The sequence below is a fragment of the Flavobacterium aquariorum genome (genome assembly GCF_003254745.1).
Lineage (GTDB): Bacteria > Bacteroidota > Bacteroidia > Flavobacteriales > Flavobacteriaceae > Flavobacterium > Flavobacterium aquariorum.
In genome coordinates this window covers 51,782-73,241 of the sequence record NZ_QKXH01000011.1, presented here as the reverse complement: position 1 = coordinate 73,241, position 21,460 = coordinate 51,782, and the positions used below count along the sequence as shown (strand labels likewise).

Below are 21,460 nucleotides of genomic sequence, written 5' to 3'. Positions count from 1 at the left end.
CTGTACTTTCAACCCAATGATAATAAGTATAATTGGGACTTGGATTATTTGATTTTTATATATAAAAAAAAACCATTCGATTTCGAATGGTTTTTTTTATATAATAAATTTTAGATTTTTTACAATCCAAAAGCAGCTTTAACTTGATCAACAAAATCTAATTTTTCCCAAGTAAACAAGTCAACAGTTACCGTTTTAGTTAATCCACCTGGAGCAGAGAACGTTTTTGTCACTGTTTCTGGAGTACGTCCCATATGACCGTAAGCAGCAGTTTCACTATAAATAGGGTTTCTTAATTTCAAACGTTGTTCGATGAAGTAAGGACGCATGTCAAAAATAGCTTCTACTTTTTTAGCGATTTCACCATTAGTTAAGTTCACTTTTGATGTTCCGTAAGTCTCAATAAAAATACCCATTGGTTTTGCTACTCCAATTGCATACGAAACCTGTACTAAAATCTCATCTGCAACACCAGCAGCAACAAGGTTTTTTGCGATATGACGTGTAGCATAAGCAGCACTTCTATCTACTTTACTTGGATCTTTTCCAGAGAAAGCACCACCACCGTGAGCTCCTTTTCCACCGTAAGTATCAACAATAATTTTTCTTCCTGTCAATCCAGTATCTCCGTGTGGTCCTCCAATTACGAATTTACCGGTTGGATTGATGTGGTATTGAATTTTATCATTGAATAAATGCGCTTGTTTAGGATTTTTTGCAATGATTCTTGGAATTAATATTTCGATGATGTCTTTCTTGATTTTAGCAAGCATAGCTTCTTCCTCGTCAAAATCATCATGTTGTGTAGAAATTACAATAGCATCAATACGTGTTGGCTTGTTGTCGTCGCTGTATTCTAATGTAACTTGAGATTTTGCATCAGGACGTAAATAAGTGATTTCATTATTTTCACGTCTCAAAATAGCTAATTCCTGTAATAATTTATGAGATAAATCAAGTGCCAATGGCATATAATTTTCAGTTTCATTCGTTGCGTAACCAAACATCATTCCTTGGTCTCCAGCTCCTTGCTCTTCTTTACTTGCTCTGTCAACACCTTGATTGATATCTGCAGATTGTTCGTGAATTGCTGAAAGAATACCACAAGAATTGGCTTCAAACATGTATTCGCTTTTTGTATAACCAATTTTACGAATCACTTCGCGGGCAATTTGTTGTACATCTAAGTAGGTATTTGACTTTACTTCACCAGCCAAAATTACTTGACCAGTAGTAACCAAGGTTTCACAAGCTACTTTTGAGTCAGCATCAAATGCCAAAAAGTTATCAATTAATGCATCTGAAATTTGATCTGCAACTTTGTCTGGGTGTCCCTCACTTACAGATTCTGACGTAAATAAATAAGCCATAATAATTATAAATTTTAAAAATTAATCGAGGAAAAATAATTGCTGGAAAGGCTAAAGAAGAGTTTCTGCTTTAGCATTTTTTCTACTGAAAATTTTTCAGCATCCATAATGAATCCATTTCATTATGAAGAGGTTGCAATCAGTTCAAATTTTTCCTCTTATATTCGGGTGCAAATGTATGAAACCATTTTGAATTGCAAATTATTCTTTTGTTTTTTTTAATTTATTAAGAGGAATTTAACAAGTTCTATTAATTACATAGAATTTATAAAAATAAATAAACTTTTCCTTGGTGGATCAAAAAATAGTTTGCACTTTTGCCTCATCAAATAAAAACAAAATGAAATTAATGATGTGCAATATGTGTTATATGATGTGGAAAACTTCCGCAGGGCGCAGTATTGTATAATTGTAAAATATAACAATATAGACCTCTGCCAACAGCAGAGGTTTTTTTTTGAAGAAGTAAGAAAAAAATAAGGAGATGAAAACAATGGTAAATAAAATGATAATGTGTTGTATGATGTGTATGTGCATCCCAATTTGCTATTGCCAAAAGTAAAGGAATTAATCCTTGTTATAGTTGAACTATAAGCCCTTTTGGTAAATCATCCAAAAGGGCTTTTTTGTTTTCCGAATTCATTTCAAAACTCAAAGCTAAATCGTAAAACTAATTATAAAACATTTAAAACTTAAAATTATGAGCACACAAAAATTCGCAACAAACGCATTACATGCAGGGCACGACGTAACTAAAAACGGAGGAACCAGAGCTGTTCCAATTTATCAAACTACTTCGTATGTATTTAATAATTCCGATCATGCGGCTAATTTATTTGGTCTTGCCGAAGCGGGGTTCATCTACACCAGATTAAATAATCCAACGAATGATATTCTGGAACAACGATTGGCAACTCTGGAAGGAGGAATTGGAGCAGTAGTTACCGCTTCAGGGGCGTCGGCTATTTCTACAGCATTATTGGTCTTGCTAAAAGCTGGTGATCATATCGTGGCTTCCAACAGTTTATATGGAGGAACTTATAATTTATTAAAAGTGACTCTCCCAAGGTTAGGAATCACAACCACTTTTGTTGATCCATCAGATCTCGAAAATTTTACCAAAGCCGCTAAAGAAAGTACCAGAGCTTTTTTTGTAGAAAGTTTAGGGAATCCAAAGTTAGACGTACTAAATTTAAAGGCAATTTCGGATGAAGCCAAAGCTTTCAAAGTTCCCTTAATTGTCGATAATACTGTGGCGTCGCCTTATTTATTAAATCCAATTGAGCATGGAGCGGATATTGTTATTCACTCTCTGACCAAATACATTTCGGGTAACGGAACTTCTTTGGGCGGGGTCATCATAGATGCTGGGAAATTTGATTGGGGTAACGGAAAATTTCCTGAATTTACGGAACCTTCTGTGGGGTATCACGGTTTGGTTTATCATGAAGCTTTAGGAAATGCAGCTTTTATTGCAAAAGTAAGAATTGAAGGTTTGAGAGATTTTGGGGCAGCTTTGAGTCCATTTAATGCTTTCCAAATCATTCAAGGATTAGAAACTTTGGAAGTTCGTATTCGAAGACACAGTGAAAATGCTTTGGCGTTAGCCCAATGGCTGGAAATTCAGGAGGAAGTGGCTTGGGTAAATTATCCGGGACTTAAATCGAGTAAGTATTATGTTTTAGCGCAAAAATATTTGCCAAAGGGACAAAGTGGCGTGGTGACTTTTGGACTAAAAGCGGGCTTTGACGCTGCCAAAAAAGTAGCTGACAATACCAAGTTGTTTTCTTTGTTGGCCAATATTGGGGATACCAAATCCTTAATTATACATCCTGCCAGTACAACACATCAGCAATTGTCCGAAGAGGAGCAAATTGCAACTGGAGTAACTAAAGATTTAATTCGACTGTCTGTTGGATTAGAAGATATAGAGGATTTGAAAGCAGATTTAAAAGCTGTTTTTGAAACTATCAAAACGCCTCAATTGGTATAGAAAAGTGTTAGTTTTTGTTAGGTAAAACTGTCTTAGTTATTGATTATAGTCTAAGGCAGTTTTTTAAAAAATAACTAAAAAAATATTCAAAATGGAAAATTTAGAAAAAATAGATCTCTTTAATTTTGATTTAGAAATAGGAAAGCAGAAGTCTTATCTTCCTTTGTTTTATCAAGTTTTTGGGCAACCATTAGGCAGTGCTCCTGTTGTAGTGGTGAATCATTCTTTGACAGGAAATTCTAATGTGACAGGAGAAAAAGGTTGGTGGAGTGGCATTGTAGGCGAAAAAAAGGCAGTTGATACTAATTATTTTACGATTATCGCTTTTAATATTCCTGGAAATGGATTTGATGATAATATTGATAATTTAATTGATAATTACCGAGATTATAGTATTCGTGACATTGCCAGAATCTTTTGGGAAGGATTGTTTTTCTTAAAGGTGGAAAATGTTTACGCCATTATTGGTGGAAGTTTAGGTGGTGCAATAGCATGGGAAATGGCTGCTTTACAACCCGATAAAATTGATAATTTGATTCCTATTGCTTCAGATTGGAAAGCCACCGACTGGGTTATTGCCAATGTTTTGATTCAAGATCAAATTCTAAATCATTCGGATGATCCGATTGTGGATGCTCGCCTGCATGCCACATTATTATATAGGACACCGGAATATGTAAATCAAAGATTTAAGAGAAGTAAATTGGATGAATTGTCCGTTTTGCAGATAGAAAACTGGCTATTGGATCATGGTTTTAAATTAAAGAATAGGTATCGATTGGCGGCCTATAAGCTGATGAATCATTTGCTTAAAACAATTGATATTACTAGGAATAGGCTAGATTTTTTAACAGTTGCCAGTGGTATTGAGGCCAATATTCATCTAATTACTGTTGATACGGATTATTTGTTTATCGCGGAGGAAACTCGTAAAACCTATAGGGAGTTGACCAATAAGAAACACAATGTTTTTTATCACCAAATTCAATCGATTCACGGGCACGATGCCTATTTAATAGAGTTCAATCAATTATCCGATATTTTGAAGCCTATTTTTAACTATCACAAAGAACAAACTTATGTGAGTGCTTAGAATAAGAGTTCTTAATTTAGATAATTTGCAGTTTTAAAAAGAAGTGAAATGAGAAATTTTTGTTAAAAAAATGTAGGAATATGTCAGATTTTGTTTTTTATTATTAAATAATAATCTGATGTTTAGGACGTTGTGATTTTAATTATTTATTTCTTAATCATTAATTTTGTGTTTTGCATTTGGATTATTGAAAAAAAGTTTAGATATTTGTTAAACAGAAATAAAAAAACACAAATGAAATTTAATCTATGCAATATGTCAAAAAAAGCCATTCAGGTGAAAACCTGCAAGGGGAGGTGTATATAGCTTTATTTTAAATTAAAAATATATAGCAAAAAACCTCCCAATTAAACTGGGAGGTTTTTTTTTGAAATTTAAAGGTTAAAAAAACAATAAGAATAAGTAAATCAATAATTAAATATGCAACAACTCGACACTATTAAGGTTACCATTTGCAAGGCAAAGACGATGATGATGTGTATTTACGCCATGATGTGTATTTGTATCTACTGATTCCAAAAGTATAAGTTTATCATACAACTTAAAACCCTTTTGGATATGTGTCTAAAAGGGTTTTTTGTTTTTCGGCCCTCAATGGAGATGGAGTTAAGAATAAAAAAAGTGAATATAAAGCCAAACAAGCTTTGTTTAAAATAATCATAAAAAGAAGAAATTATGAGTTCAATAAAATTTACCGGAAAACATATGGCCGACGATATAAAGTTATTTTCTATTTCGGCGACTATTAAAAATACCAAATCCTTTACTATGCATCCAGCCAGTATACGAGGTCAGCACATGACAAATATAGAGCAGGTCGTCAAGAGAATAAAGAAAGATTTGATTCGACTCTCAATAGGAATAGAAAATCGGAAAAATTTAAAAGTCTGTTGTTTACCAAGAGTTTTTACCGAATTACAAGCATAAAAGCACAATTGATTTTTTTTAGAAAACGAAACTCATTGTGCTATAAAAAAGAAAGAGAATGTTGTAAAAACATTTAAACTATATGCCACAAAGCAAAAATTAATTACAAAAATAAAGCGTCATGAAAACGATAACATATATCACAAGTAGAGTAGAGTTACTAAAAAAAGGAATTTTAAAAGCAATAAAGGTGGAAGCTGTTGACCCAACTAAAGAGTTGGATCATACAAGATTTCATGTAGATGCGAACTTCGATTTGAAAGCTAGAAAAGGCAAAAGTTCTTTATTGTTTCATATGTACTCTAAAGAAAACGAAACTCTTTTCATTTGAGTAATAATGAGTACCTCAAGAAATGTGTAGGTAGAAATTATTTGCCATGAAATGCAGGAATAAAACACAAAATTCTTTTTTTAATAGAAAAGGAATTCGTGAGAATTAGTGCATTTCATGGCAATTTTTTAATTGATTGAGCAATCATAGTTTCAAAGATGAATTGAATAATAATTTGGTTGTTTCATAAAATTGTAGTTAATTTGCACCTTTAAGTTCAGAAACGTATTGAAATGTTATAAAGAAAGGCAGAGGGATTAGACCCGATGAAGCCTTAGCAACCCTTCGATTTATCGAAGAAGGTGCTGCATTCTACCACGCCAAACGTGGAAAGATAACACTAAGAATTCAACTAGTTTTTCTAGCTTTCTTCATAATATTTCCAGGTACAAATCAAAAAATCAAAAAAGATTTGAAATTGGAAAATAAACCAACAACAATTACTATACAAGATTTCACTACCGAAAATGGTGCTTTTTATGCTACAATCAATTTGAGTTATCATCTTTTTGGCCCAGCATTACATACTGCACCAATCGTTTTGGTCAATCATGCTTTAACTGGGAATTCACAAGTTGTGGGTATAAAGGGATGGTGGAATGTACTTATAGGTGAAAACAGAACAATAGACACCAATACATATACCATACTTGCTTTTAATGTACCGGGAAATGGATTTGACGATACCATTATCGAAAACTATTTGGATTTTACAGCCAGAGATGTGGCAAGACTTTTTATAGAAGGGATTAAAGCACTTCAGATTAATCAATTGTTTGCCATTATTGGAGGTTCTGTAGGTGGCGGGATCGCTTGGGAAATTGCCGCATTGGCACCAAAGATAACCAAACACTTAATTCCGATTGCAACCGACTGGAAATCGACTGATTGGTTGATAGCGAATTGTTTTTTGCAGGAACAAATTTTGAACAATTCGGCCAAGCCAATTGAAGATGCTCGCATTCACGCAATGTTGTGTTATAGAACTCCAGAATCTTTTAAGGCAAAATTTGATCGAACTACTAATGAAGAATTGGCTATTTTTAATATCGAAAGTTGGCTGAATCATCACGGAAAGAAATTGCAAAAACGTTTTCAGATTTCGGCGTACAAGCTAATGAATCAATTACTGAAAACAATAGATATTACTCGAAACAGAGAATCTTTTCTTGCTGTAGCGTCACAAATTGAAGCGGATATTCATATTATTGGAATCAATTCGGATTTGTTTTTTACGGTAAACGAAAATAAGGAAACATACGAAACATTGAAAAAGCACAAAGCGAATGTAACGTTTCAAGAGATTGATTCCATTCATGGGCACGATGCTTTCTTGATTGAATATAAACAACTGGATAATTTGCTTAGAGGAGTTTTTAAGCTAGAAAAAAATATATCAAAATGAAAATATTAAAATTTGGAGGAAAGTCTTTGTCAAATGGAGACGGAATCAATAAGGTGGTGGCAATTATTGCTGGGAAAGTGAATAATGGAGAACAGATTGCAGTTGTGGTTTCGGCTCGTGGAAATGCTACGGACGAGTTGCAGGATATATTGACTTTGGCTTCCAAAAACGGGAATTATAAACCGCTTTTTGAGGATTTTAAAAACTACCAACAAGACGTTTACGATGATGTGGATTTGTCTGAAGAATTCAATAAACTGGAAAAACTCTTTGAAGGAGTTAGTTTGATTGGTGATTATAGTGTGAAAATTAAGGACGAAGTGCTGTCTAAAGGAGAGTTGATTTCGGCTAAATTGCTTACTGCTATTTTAGTTAAGAATGGCATAAAAGCCAACTTTTCCGACACGAGAGAATTGATAAAAACCGATTCGAATTATGGAGATGCACAACCAGTGGAGCAGATTTCGAAGAAAAATGTGATAGCTTATTTTAAGGAACATAATGGGGAAACAGTGAATGTTATTACTGGTTTTATTGGTTCCAATAGTAAAAATGAAGCGACCACTCTAGGAAGAAACGGCAGTAATTATACAGCTTCGTTGCTTGCGAATTATCTCGATGCAATCGAACTTCAAAATTATACGCACGTTGACGGAATTTATACAGCCAACCCTGATTTGGTTTTGGATGCCAAAAAAATAGATCATTTGACGTTTAATGAGGCTAATGAGTTGGCCAATTTTGGGGCAACGATTTTGCACGCAAAGACTATTATACCTTTGTTGGAAAAAAATATTCCGCTTCGTATTTTGAACACATTTAATCACGAAAATCAAGGAACGTTAATTACTTCGAATGCAAATAAAGAAGGAATTAAAACTCTTTCGGTTCTTGAAAATGTGGCCTTGGTGAATTTGGAAGGTAGAGGATTGCTTGGAAAAACGGGTGTTGATGCTCGTATTTTCAAGGTGATGGGAGATAACGAAATTAGCGTTAGTATCATTTCGCAAGGTTCATCCGAAAGAGGAATTGGAATCGTGGTTGATGCCGATAAAGCAACTCGTGCAATGATTGAACTCGAGCGCGAATTTGAGAATGACTTTTATTCTAAGGACGTAAATAAAATAACGGTTACGGACAATGTTTCGGTTATTTCTATAATTGGGCAGGATTTGAGCACATTTCACAAACCGTACACAGCTTTAATCAAAAATAAAATTGTTCCTATCCTTTTCAACAACACGGTTACGGGTAAAAACGTGAGTTTGGTGGTTAGAAAATCAGAGTTGAACAAAGCGCTGAATGTAATTCACGGAGAGATTTTTGGTGTTTCCAAGAAAATCAATATTGCGATTTTTGGTCACGGTTTGGTAGGAGGTACGTTGATTAACCAAATTTTGGAATCGGCTGGTGCTATCGAAAAGCGCAAAGGAATCAAATTGAATGTTTTTGCAATTGCCAATTCCAAAAGTGTGCTTTTGAATAAAGAAGGTGTTTCGCCAAATTGGAGGAATGAAATCCAAACCAACGGAACTTCGTATACTATTGATGATGTTATTGCTTATGCTAATGATAATCACTTGGAGAATTTGATTGCGATTGACAATTCGGCAAGTGCTAATTTTGTTGAAAATTATATCAAGTTGGCAGAGAATAGTTTTGACTTGATTTCTTCAAATAAGGTGGCTAATACGTTGAGCTATTCGTTTTATAAAGAGTTGAGACAAGTATTGGAAGACAATCAAAAAACCTATCTTTATGAAACAAATGTTGGTGCTGGTTTACCATTGATAGATACGATAAAATTATTGCACCTTTCGGGTGAAAATATTACCAAGATAAAAGGAGTTTTCTCAGGAACATTGAGTTATTTGTTCAATAATTTCTCTGCGAAAGACGCTCCGTTTAGTGAAATATTAAAAGAAGCAATCGATAACGGTTACACCGAACCAGACCCAAGAGAAGACCTTTGCGGAAATGACGTGGGCAGAAAATTATTGATTTTGGCGAGAGAATTAGATTTACAAAACGAGTTTGAGGAGATTTCAATTCAGAACTTAATTCCGGAGCATTTGCGTGAAGGTGATGTTTCCGATTTCTTAAACAAATTGACAGAGTTTGATTCTGTTTATGCTAAAATCAAAGCAGATCAACAGCCTAATCACGTGTTGCGATACATTGGGGAATTATCAGGTGATTTGCAAAATGACAAAGGAAATCTGGAAGTGAAATTGGTTTCAGTGCCAAAAGAAACTGCTTTGGGCGGATTAAAAGGTTCGGATTCGTTCTTTGAGATTTACACAGAATCTTACGGAGACCGACCAATCGTGATTCAGGGAGCAGGAGCTGGATCTGCTGTTACAGCGAGAGGGGTTTTTGGTGACATTTTGAGATTGTCGGATAAAGGGTAATTTAATGATTTCGGATAAAGGGTAATTTAATGATTTAAGATTGCTGATTTAGATTTAAGATGTAAAAAAAAATACTAAGATGAAAATAACATTAGAAAGAAAAAACGAAAACTTTCATTTTGAATTAAAAAATGAACGAGGTCACATTGTAAATGTTGATGCCCGCCCAGAATTTGGAGGAAATGATATGGGGCCAAGCCCAATGGAATTAGTATTAATGGGGGTTGCAGGCTGCAGCGGGATTGATATGATTTCAATTCTAAAGAAACAACGCCAGGAAATCACTTCTTTCAAAGCTGAAGTAGAAGGCGAACGCGTACAGGTTGGAGAAGCAAAACCTTTCAAGGATATTTATGTAGTGTTTTATTTGGAAGGTCCAATCGTCGGAGAGAAAGCGGCCAGGGCGGCGCAACTTTCTTTCGAGAAATATTGTTCAGTTTCCAAAACATTGGAACCAAATGCGACCATACACTATAAAGTAGTTTTGAACGGAGAAGAATTGGCCAAAATTTAAAATGAGAATCAAAAGTAAATCTTGCTTTAAAGATGCTAAGATTGATTTGGCGATTTTTGAAAATTGGGTTAATCAACTAGAAAAGCATAACGAAAGAGTTTATGAAAGGTTTGAGGTAACAACTTCACTAGGGAAGACCCACATTTGGGGAATTAATACCAAAGAAGAAAACATCGAAACATTGGTTATTTTTCCCGGAGCACGTACATCTTCTCTTTTTTGGGATTTTGATAAAGGTTTGGATAATTTAAACCATAAGCTGAGAATTTATTTGGTTGAAACCAATGGACTGCCAAATTTGAGTGATGGATTAACACCTGATATCAAATCATTGGATTATGGAATATGGGCTTCCGAGGTTTTTGAGAAATTAGGAATTGAAAAAGCATTTGTTGCAGGTGCTTCATTTGGCGGTTTAATCTGTATGAAGCTGGGAATTGTTAAGCCAGAATTGATTAAAGCTGCTTTTTTGCTAAATGCAGGTTGTTTACAGCCTTTTTCGCTTTCTATTAAAAATTTATATTATAATTTGTTGCCAATAATAAGTCCAAGCGAAAGCAATGTTTCTAAGTTTTTGGACAAAGCTATTTTTTGCAAACCGAACCATAAATTATCTTCGATTTCTGAAAAACTGATTGTCGATTATGAAGTATTTGCTTTGACTAGATATAAGGATAATTCACAAAAACCTTATTATATGAACGAGCAATTGGCTGATATTATGGTGGATACTTACTTGCTTCAAGGAGATAACGATTTGTTATTTCCATATCAAAAGTCTATTGATAATGCAAAAAAGCACATTAGAACTTTAAAAGAGATTGAAATCTTTGAAAATGTAGGTCACGGTATAGAAACTTATGCTAAAGCAATGAATTACATTGGGATAAAAATAAAAAATTATAGTTGAGATGTACAAATTGTATATCCAAAAGGCATTAAATACATTAGAAAAATGAACGAACAAGAATTTGGTTTTGAAACTCAAGCCATACGTACCCAATTAGAAAGAACGCAATTTCAAGAACATTCGGTTCCTTTATACTTAACGTCTAGTTTTGTATTTGAAGATGCTGAAGATATGCGAGCTTCTTTTGCGGAGGAGAAAGATCGTAATATTTATAGCAGATACAGTAATCCAAATACCAACGAATTTATAGACAAAATTTGTAAAATGGAAGGTGCTGAATCGGGTTTCGCCTTTGCCTCTGGAATGGCAGCCGTGTATTCAACTTTGGCAGCTTTGTTGAACTCAGGAGACCATATTGTTTCGGCAAGTAGTGTTTTTGGAGCAACACATTCATTGTTTATCAATTATTTTCCAAAATGGGGAATTGAAACATCGTATTTTAATATCGATGAGCCTGAAACCATTGAAAGTTTTATAAGACCAAATACAAAGATTCTTTTTGCCGAATCGCCAACCAATCCAGCAGTCGATATTATCGATTTGGAATTGCTAGGAGCTATTGCCAAAAAGCATAATTTGATTTTGATAATTGACAACTGTTTTGCTACACCTTATTTACAGCAACCGATAAAATGGGGCGCACATTTGGTAGTGCATTCTGCAACAAAATTAATAGATGGTCAAGGCAGAGTTTTGGGTGGAATAACAGTTGGAGATGCTGAATTGATTCAAAAAATCTATTTGTTTTCTCGACTTACAGGTCCTTCTTTATCTCCATTTAATGCTTGGGTATTATCCAAAAGTTTAGAAACTTTGGCGATTCGTTTAGATAGACATTGTGAAAATGCTTTAAAAGTGGCAACATTTCTAGAAAGTCATCCTCAGGTGAATAAAGTGAAGTATCCTTTCTTAAAATCACATCCGCAATACGAAATCGCCAAAAAGCAAATGAAGTTAGGCGGCAATATCGTTGCCTTCGAAATCAAAGGCGGACTTGAAGCGGGAAGAGCATTTTTGGATAAAATAAGATTGTGTTCATTGTCACCAAATTTAGGAGACACAAGAACAATCGTTACGCATCCGGCCTCTACAACGCACAGTAAATTGACCGTTGAAGAACGTTTGGCGGTGAGCATTACCGATGGACTGGTTCGTGTATCCGTAGGACTTGAAACTGTAGAAGATGTAATCGCCGATTTGAAACAGGCACTTTCTTAAAGATATTTGATTTTAGAATGATGATTAACGATTTTAGATTGCGATTTTTTGATCTAAAAAGAATTGTTAATCATCATTTTTTGTTTTTAAAATAATTCCTCATTAATATGAAACCAAAACTTATTATTTTGTCGGATTTGTGGGGAAAAGATAAATCGGATTGGGTTTCGGTTTATTTTGAATTACTGAAAGATAAGTTAGAAATCCAATATTATGATTGTTGCAAATTGGGAGAAATTGACAAAACAAATTATTCTGAAGAAAATCTCCACAATCAATTTATTAATGGTGGAATAGAAAAAGCTGTTGAAAATCTTTTGAATTTTGAAAAGAACCAAGTTGATATTCTAGCCTTTAGTATTGGTGGAACAATTGCTTGGAAAGCTGCTTTAAAGGGATTGAATGTTAGAAGTTTGTTTGCCGTTTCATCAACAAGATTACGGTATGAGGACGAAACTCCTAATGGATCAATAAAAGGCTATTATGGAGAAAATGACACTAATAAGCCAAACAATGATTGGTTTGAAAAACATTCAATAGATTTTGAGATTATAAAAAATCAGGAGCACGATTTTTATACTGAAATAGATTGCGCAACTTTTATTTGTAACGAAATTTTAAAAAAGATTCATACAATTTGCTGATAAAAGGATAAAGTTTGTAGTTTCGTAACAAATACAATCAAAAATCTACAATTAAAAATCATAATGCTTTCAAAGAAAACAAAATACGGAATAAAAGCACTTACCTTTTTGGCTCGCCAAAAAGATAATACACCTGTTCAAATTGCTGAAATTGCTAAAAATGAACATATTTCGATTAAATTTTTGGAAAGTATTTTGTTACTGCTCAGAAACTCTGGTTTTCTGGGTGCCAAAAAAGGAAAAGGCGGTGGTTACTACTTGATAAAAGACCCAAAAGATATCAGTATGGCCAAAGTATATCGCATTCTCGAAGGACCAATTGCATTGCTTCCGTGCGCAAGTCACAATTTTTATGAAAAATGTGATGATTGTGATGATGAAACGACTTGCGCTGCGCGCCGCTTAATGACTCAGGTTAGGGACAACACCCTTAAGGTACTTGAAAGTAACTCTCTGGCAGACATTGCATTCTAAACTATTAAAATTTATTTAAAAATAATTTTGAATTTAAAAAAAAGTGTTACTTTTGCAAAGTAATCTAGTAAGCCGATAGGGTAATGGATTTAAAATTAAAAGCAAGAATATAAATGAGCACAGCAATAGCAAATACTTTATTAGAAAAAACAGCAGGTTTCTCCATAGAGGAAACCTTGTCTTTTTTGGCTAATGAATACAATGGGAAAGTGGTTTTTTCGACTTCATTTGGTCAGGAAGATCAGGTTATAACTGCTATGATTGCCAAAAATGATTTGCCAATTACCATTTTTACATTGGATACAGGTAGATTATTTCAAGAAACATATGACGTTTTTCATAGAACAATAAAAAAATACAAAGTAGCGATTCAAACATATTTTCCGGAGGCCAGCGCTGTAGAAAACTTGTTGAACAAAAAAGGCCCGAATAGTTTTTATGAATCCGTGGAGAATAGAAAAGAATGTTGTTTTATCCGAAAAGTGGCGCCGCTGACCAAAGCTTTGAAAGGAAATGAAATTTGGATTACCGGTTTACGTGCCGAACAATCAGAAAACAGAAATGATTTAGCAGCCTTTGAATATGACGCTCATTTTAATATCATAAAATTCAATCCGTTGTTGAAATGGAGTTTGGCTGATGTTCAAAAATATATTGATGAAAATAATGTACCACAAAATGCCTTGCACAAAAAAGGATTTGTAAGCATTGGTTGTGCACCTTGTACGAGAGCCATTGCCGAAGGAGAAGATATCAGGGCAGGAAGATGGTCTTGGGAATCGAGTCACAAAGAATGTGGTTTACACCAGAAATAGAGCTTAGAAGGCAGAAATCAGAAGGCAGATTTTAGAAAATAGAATAAAGAGAAAAGGAAAAATAATAATAGTTTCAAGATTTTAGCTGAGGTACAACAACCTTAAACTTTAAACTTTAAACTTTTAAACTAATAAAAATGAGTTCAGTTTTAAAAACAAATGCTTTAGAAAGCGAAGCAATTTACATATTCAGAGAAGTTATTTCTCAATTTGACAAACCCGTTTTGCTTTTCTCTGGCGGTAAAGATTCAATTACATTAGTGCGTTTGGCACAAAAAGCATTTTTTCCAGCCAAAATTCCTTTTCCATTGTTACACGTGGATACAGGACACAACTTTCCTGAAACTATTGAATTTAGAGATAAATTGGTGGCTGAATTGGGATTGGAATTAATCGTTCGTAATGTACAGGATGCTATTGATGAAGGTAAAGTGGTTGAAGAATCTGGGAAATATTCCAGTAGAAACAGTTTGCAAACGACGACATTATTGGATGCTATCGAAGAATTTAAATTTGACGCTTGTATTGGTGGCGCCCGTAGAGATGAGGAAAAAGCAAGAGCTAAAGAACGTATTTTTTCTGTTCGTGATGATTTTGGTCAGTGGGATGAAAAAAACCAACGCCCTGAATTGTTTGACCTTTTGAACGGAAAAATTGAAAATGGACAAAACGTACGTGTTTTTCCAATTTCAAACTGGACTGAATTGGATGTTTGGAGTTATATCGAACAAGAGCAAATCGAAATTCCATCGATTTACTTTTCACACAAACGTAAAGTTTTTTTGAGAGACGGTTTAATTTGGTCACACTCTCCTTTTGTGTACCAAGAAGAAGACGAACAAATCGAAGAAAGAATTGTTCGCTTCAGAACCGTTGGAGATATGAGTTGTACTGCCGCTGTTGAATCATATGCAGCAACCATTCAGGAAGTAGTTGGAGAGATTCGTACTTCGACTATTTCTGAAAGAGGAGCCAGAATTGATGACAAACGTTCTGAAGCTGCGATGGAAAAAAGAAAACAACAAGGGTACTTTTAAAATTATTTTAAATTATAAATTTTGAATTATTTAGAAAGCATTTAAAATTTAGAATTCAACATTTAAAATAAAAAAAATCAAATTCAATATTTAAAATAAAAAAACTGATGGAAGTTTTAAAAATAGCAACAGCAGGAAGCGTAGATGACGGAAAAAGTACATTAATCGGAAGACTATTATACGATACAAAATCATTGACTACAGATAAGATTGAAGCAATAGAAAAAAGCAGTAAACAAAAAGGATACGATTACCTGGATTTTTCTTTGGCTACCGATGGTTTGGTTGCCGAAAGAGAGCAAGGAATTACAATAGATGTAGCGCATATTTATTTTTCTACAGCGAAAAAAAGTTACATTATTGCCGATACTCCGGGTCACGTAGAATATACTCGTAATATGGTTACCGGAGCTTCGACTTCACAAGTATCTATCATTTTAATAGATGCTCGTAAAGGTGTGATTGAGCAAACGTACCGTCACTTTTTCATCAATAATTTATTGAGAGTAAAAGACGTGATTGTTGCAGTAAACAAAATGGATTTGGTTGATTATTCGGAAGAAGTGTACAACAAAATCAAAGCCGATTTCCAAGCATTAAATGCAAAAAGCGCTTACAAAGAACAAAACGTAAGTTACATTCCGTTAAGTGCGATCAATGGTGGAAATGTGGCGGATAAGTCAGAGAATATGCCTTGGTACACTGGACAAACTGTTTTGGAGCATTTGGAAGGTTTGGAGCCAAAAGATATTTACGAAAATGGAAAAGCACGTTTCCCTGTTCAGACGGTTATTAGACCAAAAACTGAGGAATATCACGATTTTAGAGGATATGCCGGAAAATTAGTTGGAAACAATATTAAAGTAGGAGATGCTGTTACAGTATTACCTTCATTAACAGAATCTAAAGTGACCAATATTCACTTTTTTGACCAACAGTTTGATGAAGCTACAGCTGGTTCTTCAATCACTATCGAATTAGAAAATGACATCAATGTTACAAGAGGCGATATGATTGTAAAATCAAGTGAGCTTCCAAAGATTGAAAAAGACATCACAACCACAGTTTGTTGGATGGACAGCAAAAAATTAGTGGCAGGTGCAAAATATTTTGTACAGCACAACAGTAACAGAGTTTTGGCAAAAATTGACAGTGTGAAAAACGTAATCGCAACTGATTATTCTGGAACAACTCCAGCAACTCAATTGGCTATTAATGAAATTGGAGAAGTAACCATTAAATTAAGTAAAGCTATCTATTTTGATGCTTACAATGATAACAAATCAAATGGAGCTTTCATTTTAATTGATGCAGCAACCAATACAACAGCAGGAGTTGGATTTATTAAATAGTTTTAAGCTATCAGCTATGGGCTTTGAGCCTAGAGCTTTTGAATAAAGAATAGAAATATAAACTTAGAGTAAATCTCAAAAGTTATAAGGTTAAAAATATAGATAATAGCCCAAAGCTCAAAGCCCAAGGCTCAAAGCCTAAAAAATATGCAAAGTTTTAGAACAGAAATAGAGGACCCAATTGTCCAAAAAGAGATTATCGATTTAGAGAAAAAAATCTTTTCTTTCCGTAACGGACAAATTGATGATGAGCGTTTTCGTAGTCTTCGTTTGGCACGTGGTATTTACGGTCAACGTCAGGAAGGCGTGCAAATGATTCGTATTAAATTGCCATATGGAAAAGTGTCCAGCGAGCAATTGAGAAGAATAACTGATGTATCCGAAAAATATTCTACAGGCCGTTTGCACATCACAACGCGTCAGGATATCCAAATTCACTATGTAAGTTTAGACAGAACGCCAGAACTTTGGGCAGACTTGGCCAAAGATGATATTACTTTGAGAGAAGCTTGTGGAAACACGGTAAGAAATATTACGGCTAGTGAAACTGCGGGAATTGATGTGGACGAACCATTTGACGTATCACCTTATGCACACGCATTGTTTCAGTACTTGTTGCGTAATCCTATTTGTCAGGAAATGGGACGTAAGTTCAAAATATCATTCTCATCTTCTGATAAAGATACCGCTTTGAGTTATTTGCACGATTTAGGATTCATTCCAAAAATTGTAAATGGTGAAAAAGGTTTCAAAATAATGTTAGGTGGAGGTTTAGGTTCACAACCAAGCCACGCTGAATTGCTTTCAGAATTTGTGCCAGTTAACCAAATTATCCCAACTGCCGAAGGTGTAATCAGGGTTTTTGACCGTCACGGAGAAAGAGCAAAACGTTTAAAAGCACGTTTGAAATTTCTAATCAAAGATTTGGGTCGTGATGAATTTATGCGTTTGGTTGACGAAGAGAAAAAAGCTTTGGCTTTTCATACATACGAAATAGACACTACTGATTTTGAAGGAACAATTACGGAACCTTTATTGGAAGTACCTTCAGTAACAATTGATAATGTTGAAGCTTATGAAGCTTGGAAAAAAACGAATGTAATCGCACAAAAACAAGCTGGATATGTTGCTATTGGAATTAAAGTTCTTTTAGGAGATTTTTATATCGACAAAGCAAGATTATTGGCTGATTTGGTTAAAAATTATGGTGCCAATGAATTGCGTTTTTCATTAAGACAAAACATTCTTATCCGTAACATTAAAGAAGAAAATTTGCCATTTTTCTATCAGGAATTAGCCAAATTGGATTTTGTGACTTTAGGATACAATACCGTTGCTGATATCACGGCTTGTCCAGGAACTGACACCTGTAATTTAGGAATTGCGAGCAGTACAGGTATTGCTGAAGAATTGGAAAAAGTTATAGTAGCCGAATATCCACAATTTAATAACAATGTGGATATTGCCATAAAAATTAGCGGGTGTATGAATGCCTGTGGACAACACAATATGTCCGAAATAGGGTTTCAAGGAATGTCCATCAATGCAGGAAAACTAGTAGCTCCAGCACTTCAGGTATTGTTAGGAGGAAAGAATATAGGAAATGGCGTAGGACGTTTTTCAGATAAAGTAATCAAAATACCAAGCAGAAGAGGACCAGATGCCTTGCGATTAATCTTAAATGATTTTGAAGCCAATGGAAACGGACAGCCTTTCGTGGATTATTATGATGCCAAAGGAGAGAAATATTTCTATGAGTTCTTGAAACCATTGGCAGATGTAACGAATTTAACCGAAGCTGATTTTGTGGATTGGGGTAATGCCGATAACTACGTAAAAGCAGTTGGAGTTGGAGAATGTGCTGGTGTTGTAATTGATTTAGTGGCTACATTATTGTTTGAAGCCAAAGATAAATTAACGTTTGCTCAAGAAGCTTTTGATGATAAAAAATGGTCAGATGCAATTTATTTGGCTTACGCTGGATTTGTAAATGGAGCCAAAGCATTATTATTGGCTGAAAACGAAAAAACAAACCACCACGCTGGAATTATCGATTTGTTTGATACTGTTTTTATCGAAAGCAAAAAAATAGAATTGGGATCAGATTTTAAAGAATTGGTTTATCAAATCAGAGCCAACGAGCCATCTGAGGCTTTTGCACAAAAATATATTCAAGATGCTATAGCTTTCTTCGGAAAAATAGAAGCATACAGAACCAAAGATTTAGCTAATGCATAAAATGATACAACCCAAAGTAACTTTAGTGGGCGCAGGACCCGGCGACCCGGACTTGCTTACGCTAAAAGGCGTAAAAGCACTTGCTGAAGCGAATGTGGTTTTGTATGATGCCTTGGCAAATGAAGAAATATTAAAGTATGCTCCTCAAAATTCCATAAAAATATTTGTGGGAAAAAGAATTGGCTGTCACGAATATTCGCAGGATCAAATCAATCAGCTGATTGTCGATAATGCACTTACTTATGGACATGTGGTTCGATTAAAAGGAGGAGATCCGTTTATTTTTGGAAGAGGAAGTGAAGAAATAGATTACGCAGAAAGCTTTGGAATCCCTACATTTGTAGTACCCGGAATTTCATCTGCGATTGCAGTTCCCGCTTATCAAGGAATTTCATTGACCAAAAGAGGAACTTCCGAAAGTTTTTGGGTAATCACAGGAACCACTTCCAATAGAAATTTGTCTAGTGATATCGCTCTTGCAGCAAAATCATCAGCAACTGTTGTGATTTTGATGGGAATGAGTAAACTATCACAAATTGTTACTTTATTTCAAAAAGAATCCAAAGGAGAGACTCCCGTTGCGATTATTCAAAATGGAACAACACCAAACGAAAAAATAGGTGTGGGAACCATTGACACGATTCAAGAAGTGGTTGTCGAAAATAAATTGAGTTCACCGGCAATTATCGTAATTGGGGAAGTAGTCAAAGAAAGCAATCAACTGAAAGGGTTTTACGAAGAGTTTGTAACCGCCGAAATAAAGTTATAATGGAAAGAAACGAATTATATCCTATTTTTTTAAAATTACACAACATCAATGTGCTTATTGTTGGTGGTGGAAATGTAGGTTTGGAAAAGTTGTCGTTTATGTTGAAATCCAGTCCCAACGCCAATGTTGAGGTTGTGGCGACAAAGTTTCTGCCTGAATTGGAAGCATTAGTCGAAAAACATCCTTCAGTAAAATTGACCCAAGCGAAGTTCAAGAAAAAAATGTTGAAAAAACGACATATGGTCATTGCGTGTACTGATGATTTGAAAGTAAACAAACGAGTGTATGATTTGTCCCGAAAAAGATATCTCATTTGCAATATTGCAGACACTCCAGATTTATGCGATTATTATTTGGGTGGCATTGTAACCAAAGGAAACGTGAAAATTGCCATTTCGACTAATGGAAAATCACCAACAACTGCTAAAAGATTAAGGGAGTTTTTTGAAGAAGTAATTCCGGAGGATATCAATAAAATGGTAGAAAACCTGAATGAATATCGCAAAACTTTAAAAGGTAATTTTGAAGAAAAAGTTCAAAAAATGAACGAAATTACAGAAGGATTAAAAAAGTAAGCAGATTTCAGAAGGCAGAAATTAGAATTGTGAAAAATTGAATAAAGAAACAACGGATAAAATTCTCTGACATTAGTCATATTTAGAAATTGAAATCATCCGTTTATTTGCACACAAAATAAAAAATAATAATAAGAGTAAAATTCAAATATAATGGTTAAAACAGACATACTTATAATAGGAGCAGGACCAACAGGTCTATTCGCCGTTTTCGAAGCAGGATTGTTAAAATTAAAATGTCATATTCTGGATGCCTTACCACAACCGGGAGGACAATTATCAGAGTTGTATCCAAAGAAACCTATCTATGATATTCCAGGATTTCCGGAAGTATTGGCAGGTGATTTGGTGGATAATTTAATGGAACAAATCAAGCAATTCGAACCTGGATTTACTCTTGGTGAGCGTGCTGAAACTATCGAAAAACAAGAAGATGGCAGTTTTATTGTTACTTCAAATAAAGGAAAGAAATTCCACGCGTCTGTTGTAGCCATTGCTGGAGGATTGGGGAGTTTCGAACCGAGAAAACCACTTATCGAAGACATCGAATTTTATGAAGATAAAGGAGTGAAATACTTTATCAAAAATCCAGAAAAATTTAGAGACAAAAGAGTTGTGATTTCTGGAGGAGGAGATTCCGCTTTGGACTGGAGTATTTTCTTGGCAAATGTAGCTTCAGAGGTGACTTTAATCCACCGTAGAAACGAATTTAGAGGAGCCCTTGATTCTGTTGAAAAAGTACAAGAATTAAAAAATGCCGGAAAAATTAAAATGATTACTCCTGGAGAAGTGATAGGTTTGAATGGAGCTGAGCATTTAGAGTCTGTTGATGTCGATATAGATGGAGCACATCAAAATATCCCAACCGATTTTTTTATTCCGCTTTTTGGATTGACGCCAAAATTAGGCCCAATTGGACACTGGGGATTGGAAATCGAAAAAAATGCAATCAAAGTGAACAACGCCTTGGATTATCAAACGAATATCCCTGGAATTTTCGCCATTGGTGACGTAAATACCTATCCGGGAAAATTAAAATTGATTCTTTGCGGATTCCACGAAGCCACATTAATGTGTCAAGCGGCTTACCAAATTATCAATCCTGGTAAAAAATATGTTATGAAATACACCACCGTTTCTGGTGTTGACGGATTCGACGGTACTCGTAAAGAAGCTCCAAAAGCGGTAGTGAAAGCTATTGTTTAAGTTGCTGAGTTACTAAGAAACTAAGATTTTTATAAAAGCTCAAACTTGTAATACGGTTTGAGCTTTTTATTTATCGTTATTGAGTATAAAAGATTCACAAATTTGGCTTAATAACTTAGCCTCTAAGAATCTTAAAAAAAAATACTTGCAAGTGGCAAGGCTATTTCATAACTTTGCG

19 protein-coding genes and 1 riboswitch are annotated in these 21,460 nt (G+C 34.6%); of the genes, 18 read left to right on the top strand and 1 reads right to left on the bottom strand.

Features of this window, described 5'->3' with window-relative positions:
• Positions 1 to 119: 119 nt before the first annotated feature.
• Positions 120 to 1,370 carry a methionine adenosyltransferase gene (gene metK, locus DOS84_RS16090; protein ID WP_111411133.1) on the bottom strand — a complete coding sequence of 417 codons (1,251 nt, stop codon included), beginning with the start codon at positions 1,368 to 1,370 and terminating at the stop codon, positions 120 to 122.
• Positions 1,371 to 2,070: 700 nt separating this feature from the next.
• On the opposite strand from metK, the gene DOS84_RS16085 reads away from it, so the two are divergent.
• The 18 genes from DOS84_RS16085 (at position 2,071) to DOS84_RS16000 (ending at position 21,282) form a co-directional block, all read left to right on the top strand.
• Positions 2,071 to 3,363 (top strand): O-acetylhomoserine aminocarboxypropyltransferase/cysteine synthase family protein, encoded by a 1,293-nt coding sequence (locus DOS84_RS16085; RefSeq protein ID WP_111411132.1) that lies wholly within the window; start codon positions 2,071 to 2,073, stop codon positions 3,361 to 3,363.
• 91 nt (positions 3,364 to 3,454) lie between these two features.
• Positions 3,455 to 4,456: an alpha/beta fold hydrolase gene (locus DOS84_RS16080; protein ID WP_111411131.1), complete on the top strand. Its 1,002-nt coding sequence runs from the start codon at positions 3,455 to 3,457 to the stop codon at positions 4,454 to 4,456.
• 675 nt (positions 4,457 to 5,131) lie between these two features.
• The gene (locus DOS84_RS16075) at positions 5,132 to 5,383 is read left to right on the top strand and encodes a PLP-dependent transferase (protein ID WP_111411130.1); all 252 of its coding nucleotides are present in this window, start codon (positions 5,132 to 5,134) and stop codon (positions 5,381 to 5,383) included.
• A gap of 121 nt (positions 5,384 to 5,504) precedes the next feature.
• Positions 5,505 to 5,714 (top strand): hypothetical protein, encoded by a 210-nt coding sequence (locus DOS84_RS16070; RefSeq protein WP_111411129.1) that lies wholly within the window; start codon positions 5,505 to 5,507, stop codon positions 5,712 to 5,714.
• 233 nt (positions 5,715 to 5,947) lie between these two features.
• Positions 5,948 to 6,055, top strand: a riboswitch (SAM riboswitch).
• 77 nt (positions 6,056 to 6,132) lie between these two features.
• Positions 6,133 to 7,119 (top strand): alpha/beta fold hydrolase, encoded by a 987-nt coding sequence (locus tag DOS84_RS16065; protein ID WP_243636392.1) that lies wholly within the window; start codon positions 6,133 to 6,135, stop codon positions 7,117 to 7,119.
• Positions 7,116 to 9,530 (top strand): bifunctional aspartate kinase/homoserine dehydrogenase I, encoded by a 2,415-nt coding sequence (gene thrA / locus DOS84_RS16060; RefSeq protein ID WP_111411128.1) that lies wholly within the window; start codon positions 7,116 to 7,118, stop codon positions 9,528 to 9,530. The genes DOS84_RS16065 and thrA overlap by 4 nt, the downstream gene beginning before the upstream one ends.
• A 79-nt stretch (positions 9,531 to 9,609) precedes the next feature.
• A complete protein-coding gene (locus DOS84_RS16055; protein WP_111411127.1) occupies positions 9,610 to 10,044 on the top strand; it encodes an OsmC family protein in 435 nt (144 codons plus the stop codon).
• A 1-nt stretch (position 10,045) separates the two neighbouring features.
• Positions 10,046 to 10,954, top strand: a complete 909-nt coding sequence (locus DOS84_RS16050) for an alpha/beta fold hydrolase (RefSeq protein WP_111411126.1) — start codon at positions 10,046 to 10,048, stop codon at positions 10,952 to 10,954.
• A gap of 45 nt (positions 10,955 to 10,999) precedes the next feature.
• Positions 11,000 to 12,172 (top strand): trans-sulfuration enzyme family protein, encoded by a 1,173-nt coding sequence (locus tag DOS84_RS16045; protein ID WP_111411125.1) that lies wholly within the window; start codon positions 11,000 to 11,002, stop codon positions 12,170 to 12,172.
• A gap of 107 nt (positions 12,173 to 12,279) precedes the next feature.
• Complete coding sequence (locus DOS84_RS16040) at positions 12,280 to 12,816, top strand: alpha/beta hydrolase (protein WP_111411124.1); 537 nt, start codon at positions 12,280 to 12,282, stop codon at positions 12,814 to 12,816.
• A 63-nt stretch (positions 12,817 to 12,879) separates the two neighbouring features.
• Positions 12,880 to 13,290 (top strand): RrF2 family transcriptional regulator, encoded by a 411-nt coding sequence (locus DOS84_RS16035; RefSeq protein WP_111411123.1) that lies wholly within the window; start codon positions 12,880 to 12,882, stop codon positions 13,288 to 13,290.
• A gap of 113 nt (positions 13,291 to 13,403) precedes the next feature.
• Positions 13,404 to 14,105 (top strand): phosphoadenylyl-sulfate reductase, encoded by a 702-nt coding sequence (locus tag DOS84_RS16030; protein WP_111411122.1) that lies wholly within the window; start codon positions 13,404 to 13,406, stop codon positions 14,103 to 14,105.
• 137 nt (positions 14,106 to 14,242) lie between these two features.
• Positions 14,243 to 15,142, top strand: coding sequence for a sulfate adenylyltransferase subunit CysD (cysD, locus tag DOS84_RS16025; protein WP_111411121.1), 900 nt, complete (start codon positions 14,243 to 14,245; stop codon positions 15,140 to 15,142).
• Between the two features lie 107 nt (positions 15,143 to 15,249).
• Complete coding sequence (locus DOS84_RS16020) at positions 15,250 to 16,494, top strand: sulfate adenylyltransferase subunit 1 (RefSeq protein ID WP_111411120.1); 1,245 nt, start codon at positions 15,250 to 15,252, stop codon at positions 16,492 to 16,494.
• 147 nt (positions 16,495 to 16,641) lie between these two features.
• Positions 16,642 to 18,732, top strand: coding sequence for a HEPN domain-containing protein (locus tag DOS84_RS16015; RefSeq protein ID WP_111411119.1), 2,091 nt, complete (start codon positions 16,642 to 16,644; stop codon positions 18,730 to 18,732).
• Positions 18,725 to 19,501: a uroporphyrinogen-III C-methyltransferase gene (gene cobA, locus DOS84_RS16010; RefSeq protein WP_111411118.1), complete on the top strand. Its 777-nt coding sequence runs from the start codon at positions 18,725 to 18,727 to the stop codon at positions 19,499 to 19,501. Before DOS84_RS16015 ends, cobA begins: the two co-directional genes overlap by 8 nt.
• Complete coding sequence (locus tag DOS84_RS16005) at positions 19,501 to 20,076, top strand: precorrin-2 dehydrogenase/sirohydrochlorin ferrochelatase family protein (RefSeq protein WP_111411117.1); 576 nt, start codon at positions 19,501 to 19,503, stop codon at positions 20,074 to 20,076. Before cobA ends, DOS84_RS16005 begins: the two co-directional genes overlap by 1 nt.
• A 153-nt stretch (positions 20,077 to 20,229) precedes the next feature.
• Positions 20,230 to 21,282: an NAD(P)/FAD-dependent oxidoreductase gene (locus tag DOS84_RS16000; protein ID WP_111411116.1), complete on the top strand. Its 1,053-nt coding sequence runs from the start codon at positions 20,230 to 20,232 to the stop codon at positions 21,280 to 21,282.
• Positions 21,283 to 21,460 lie beyond the last annotated feature (178 nt).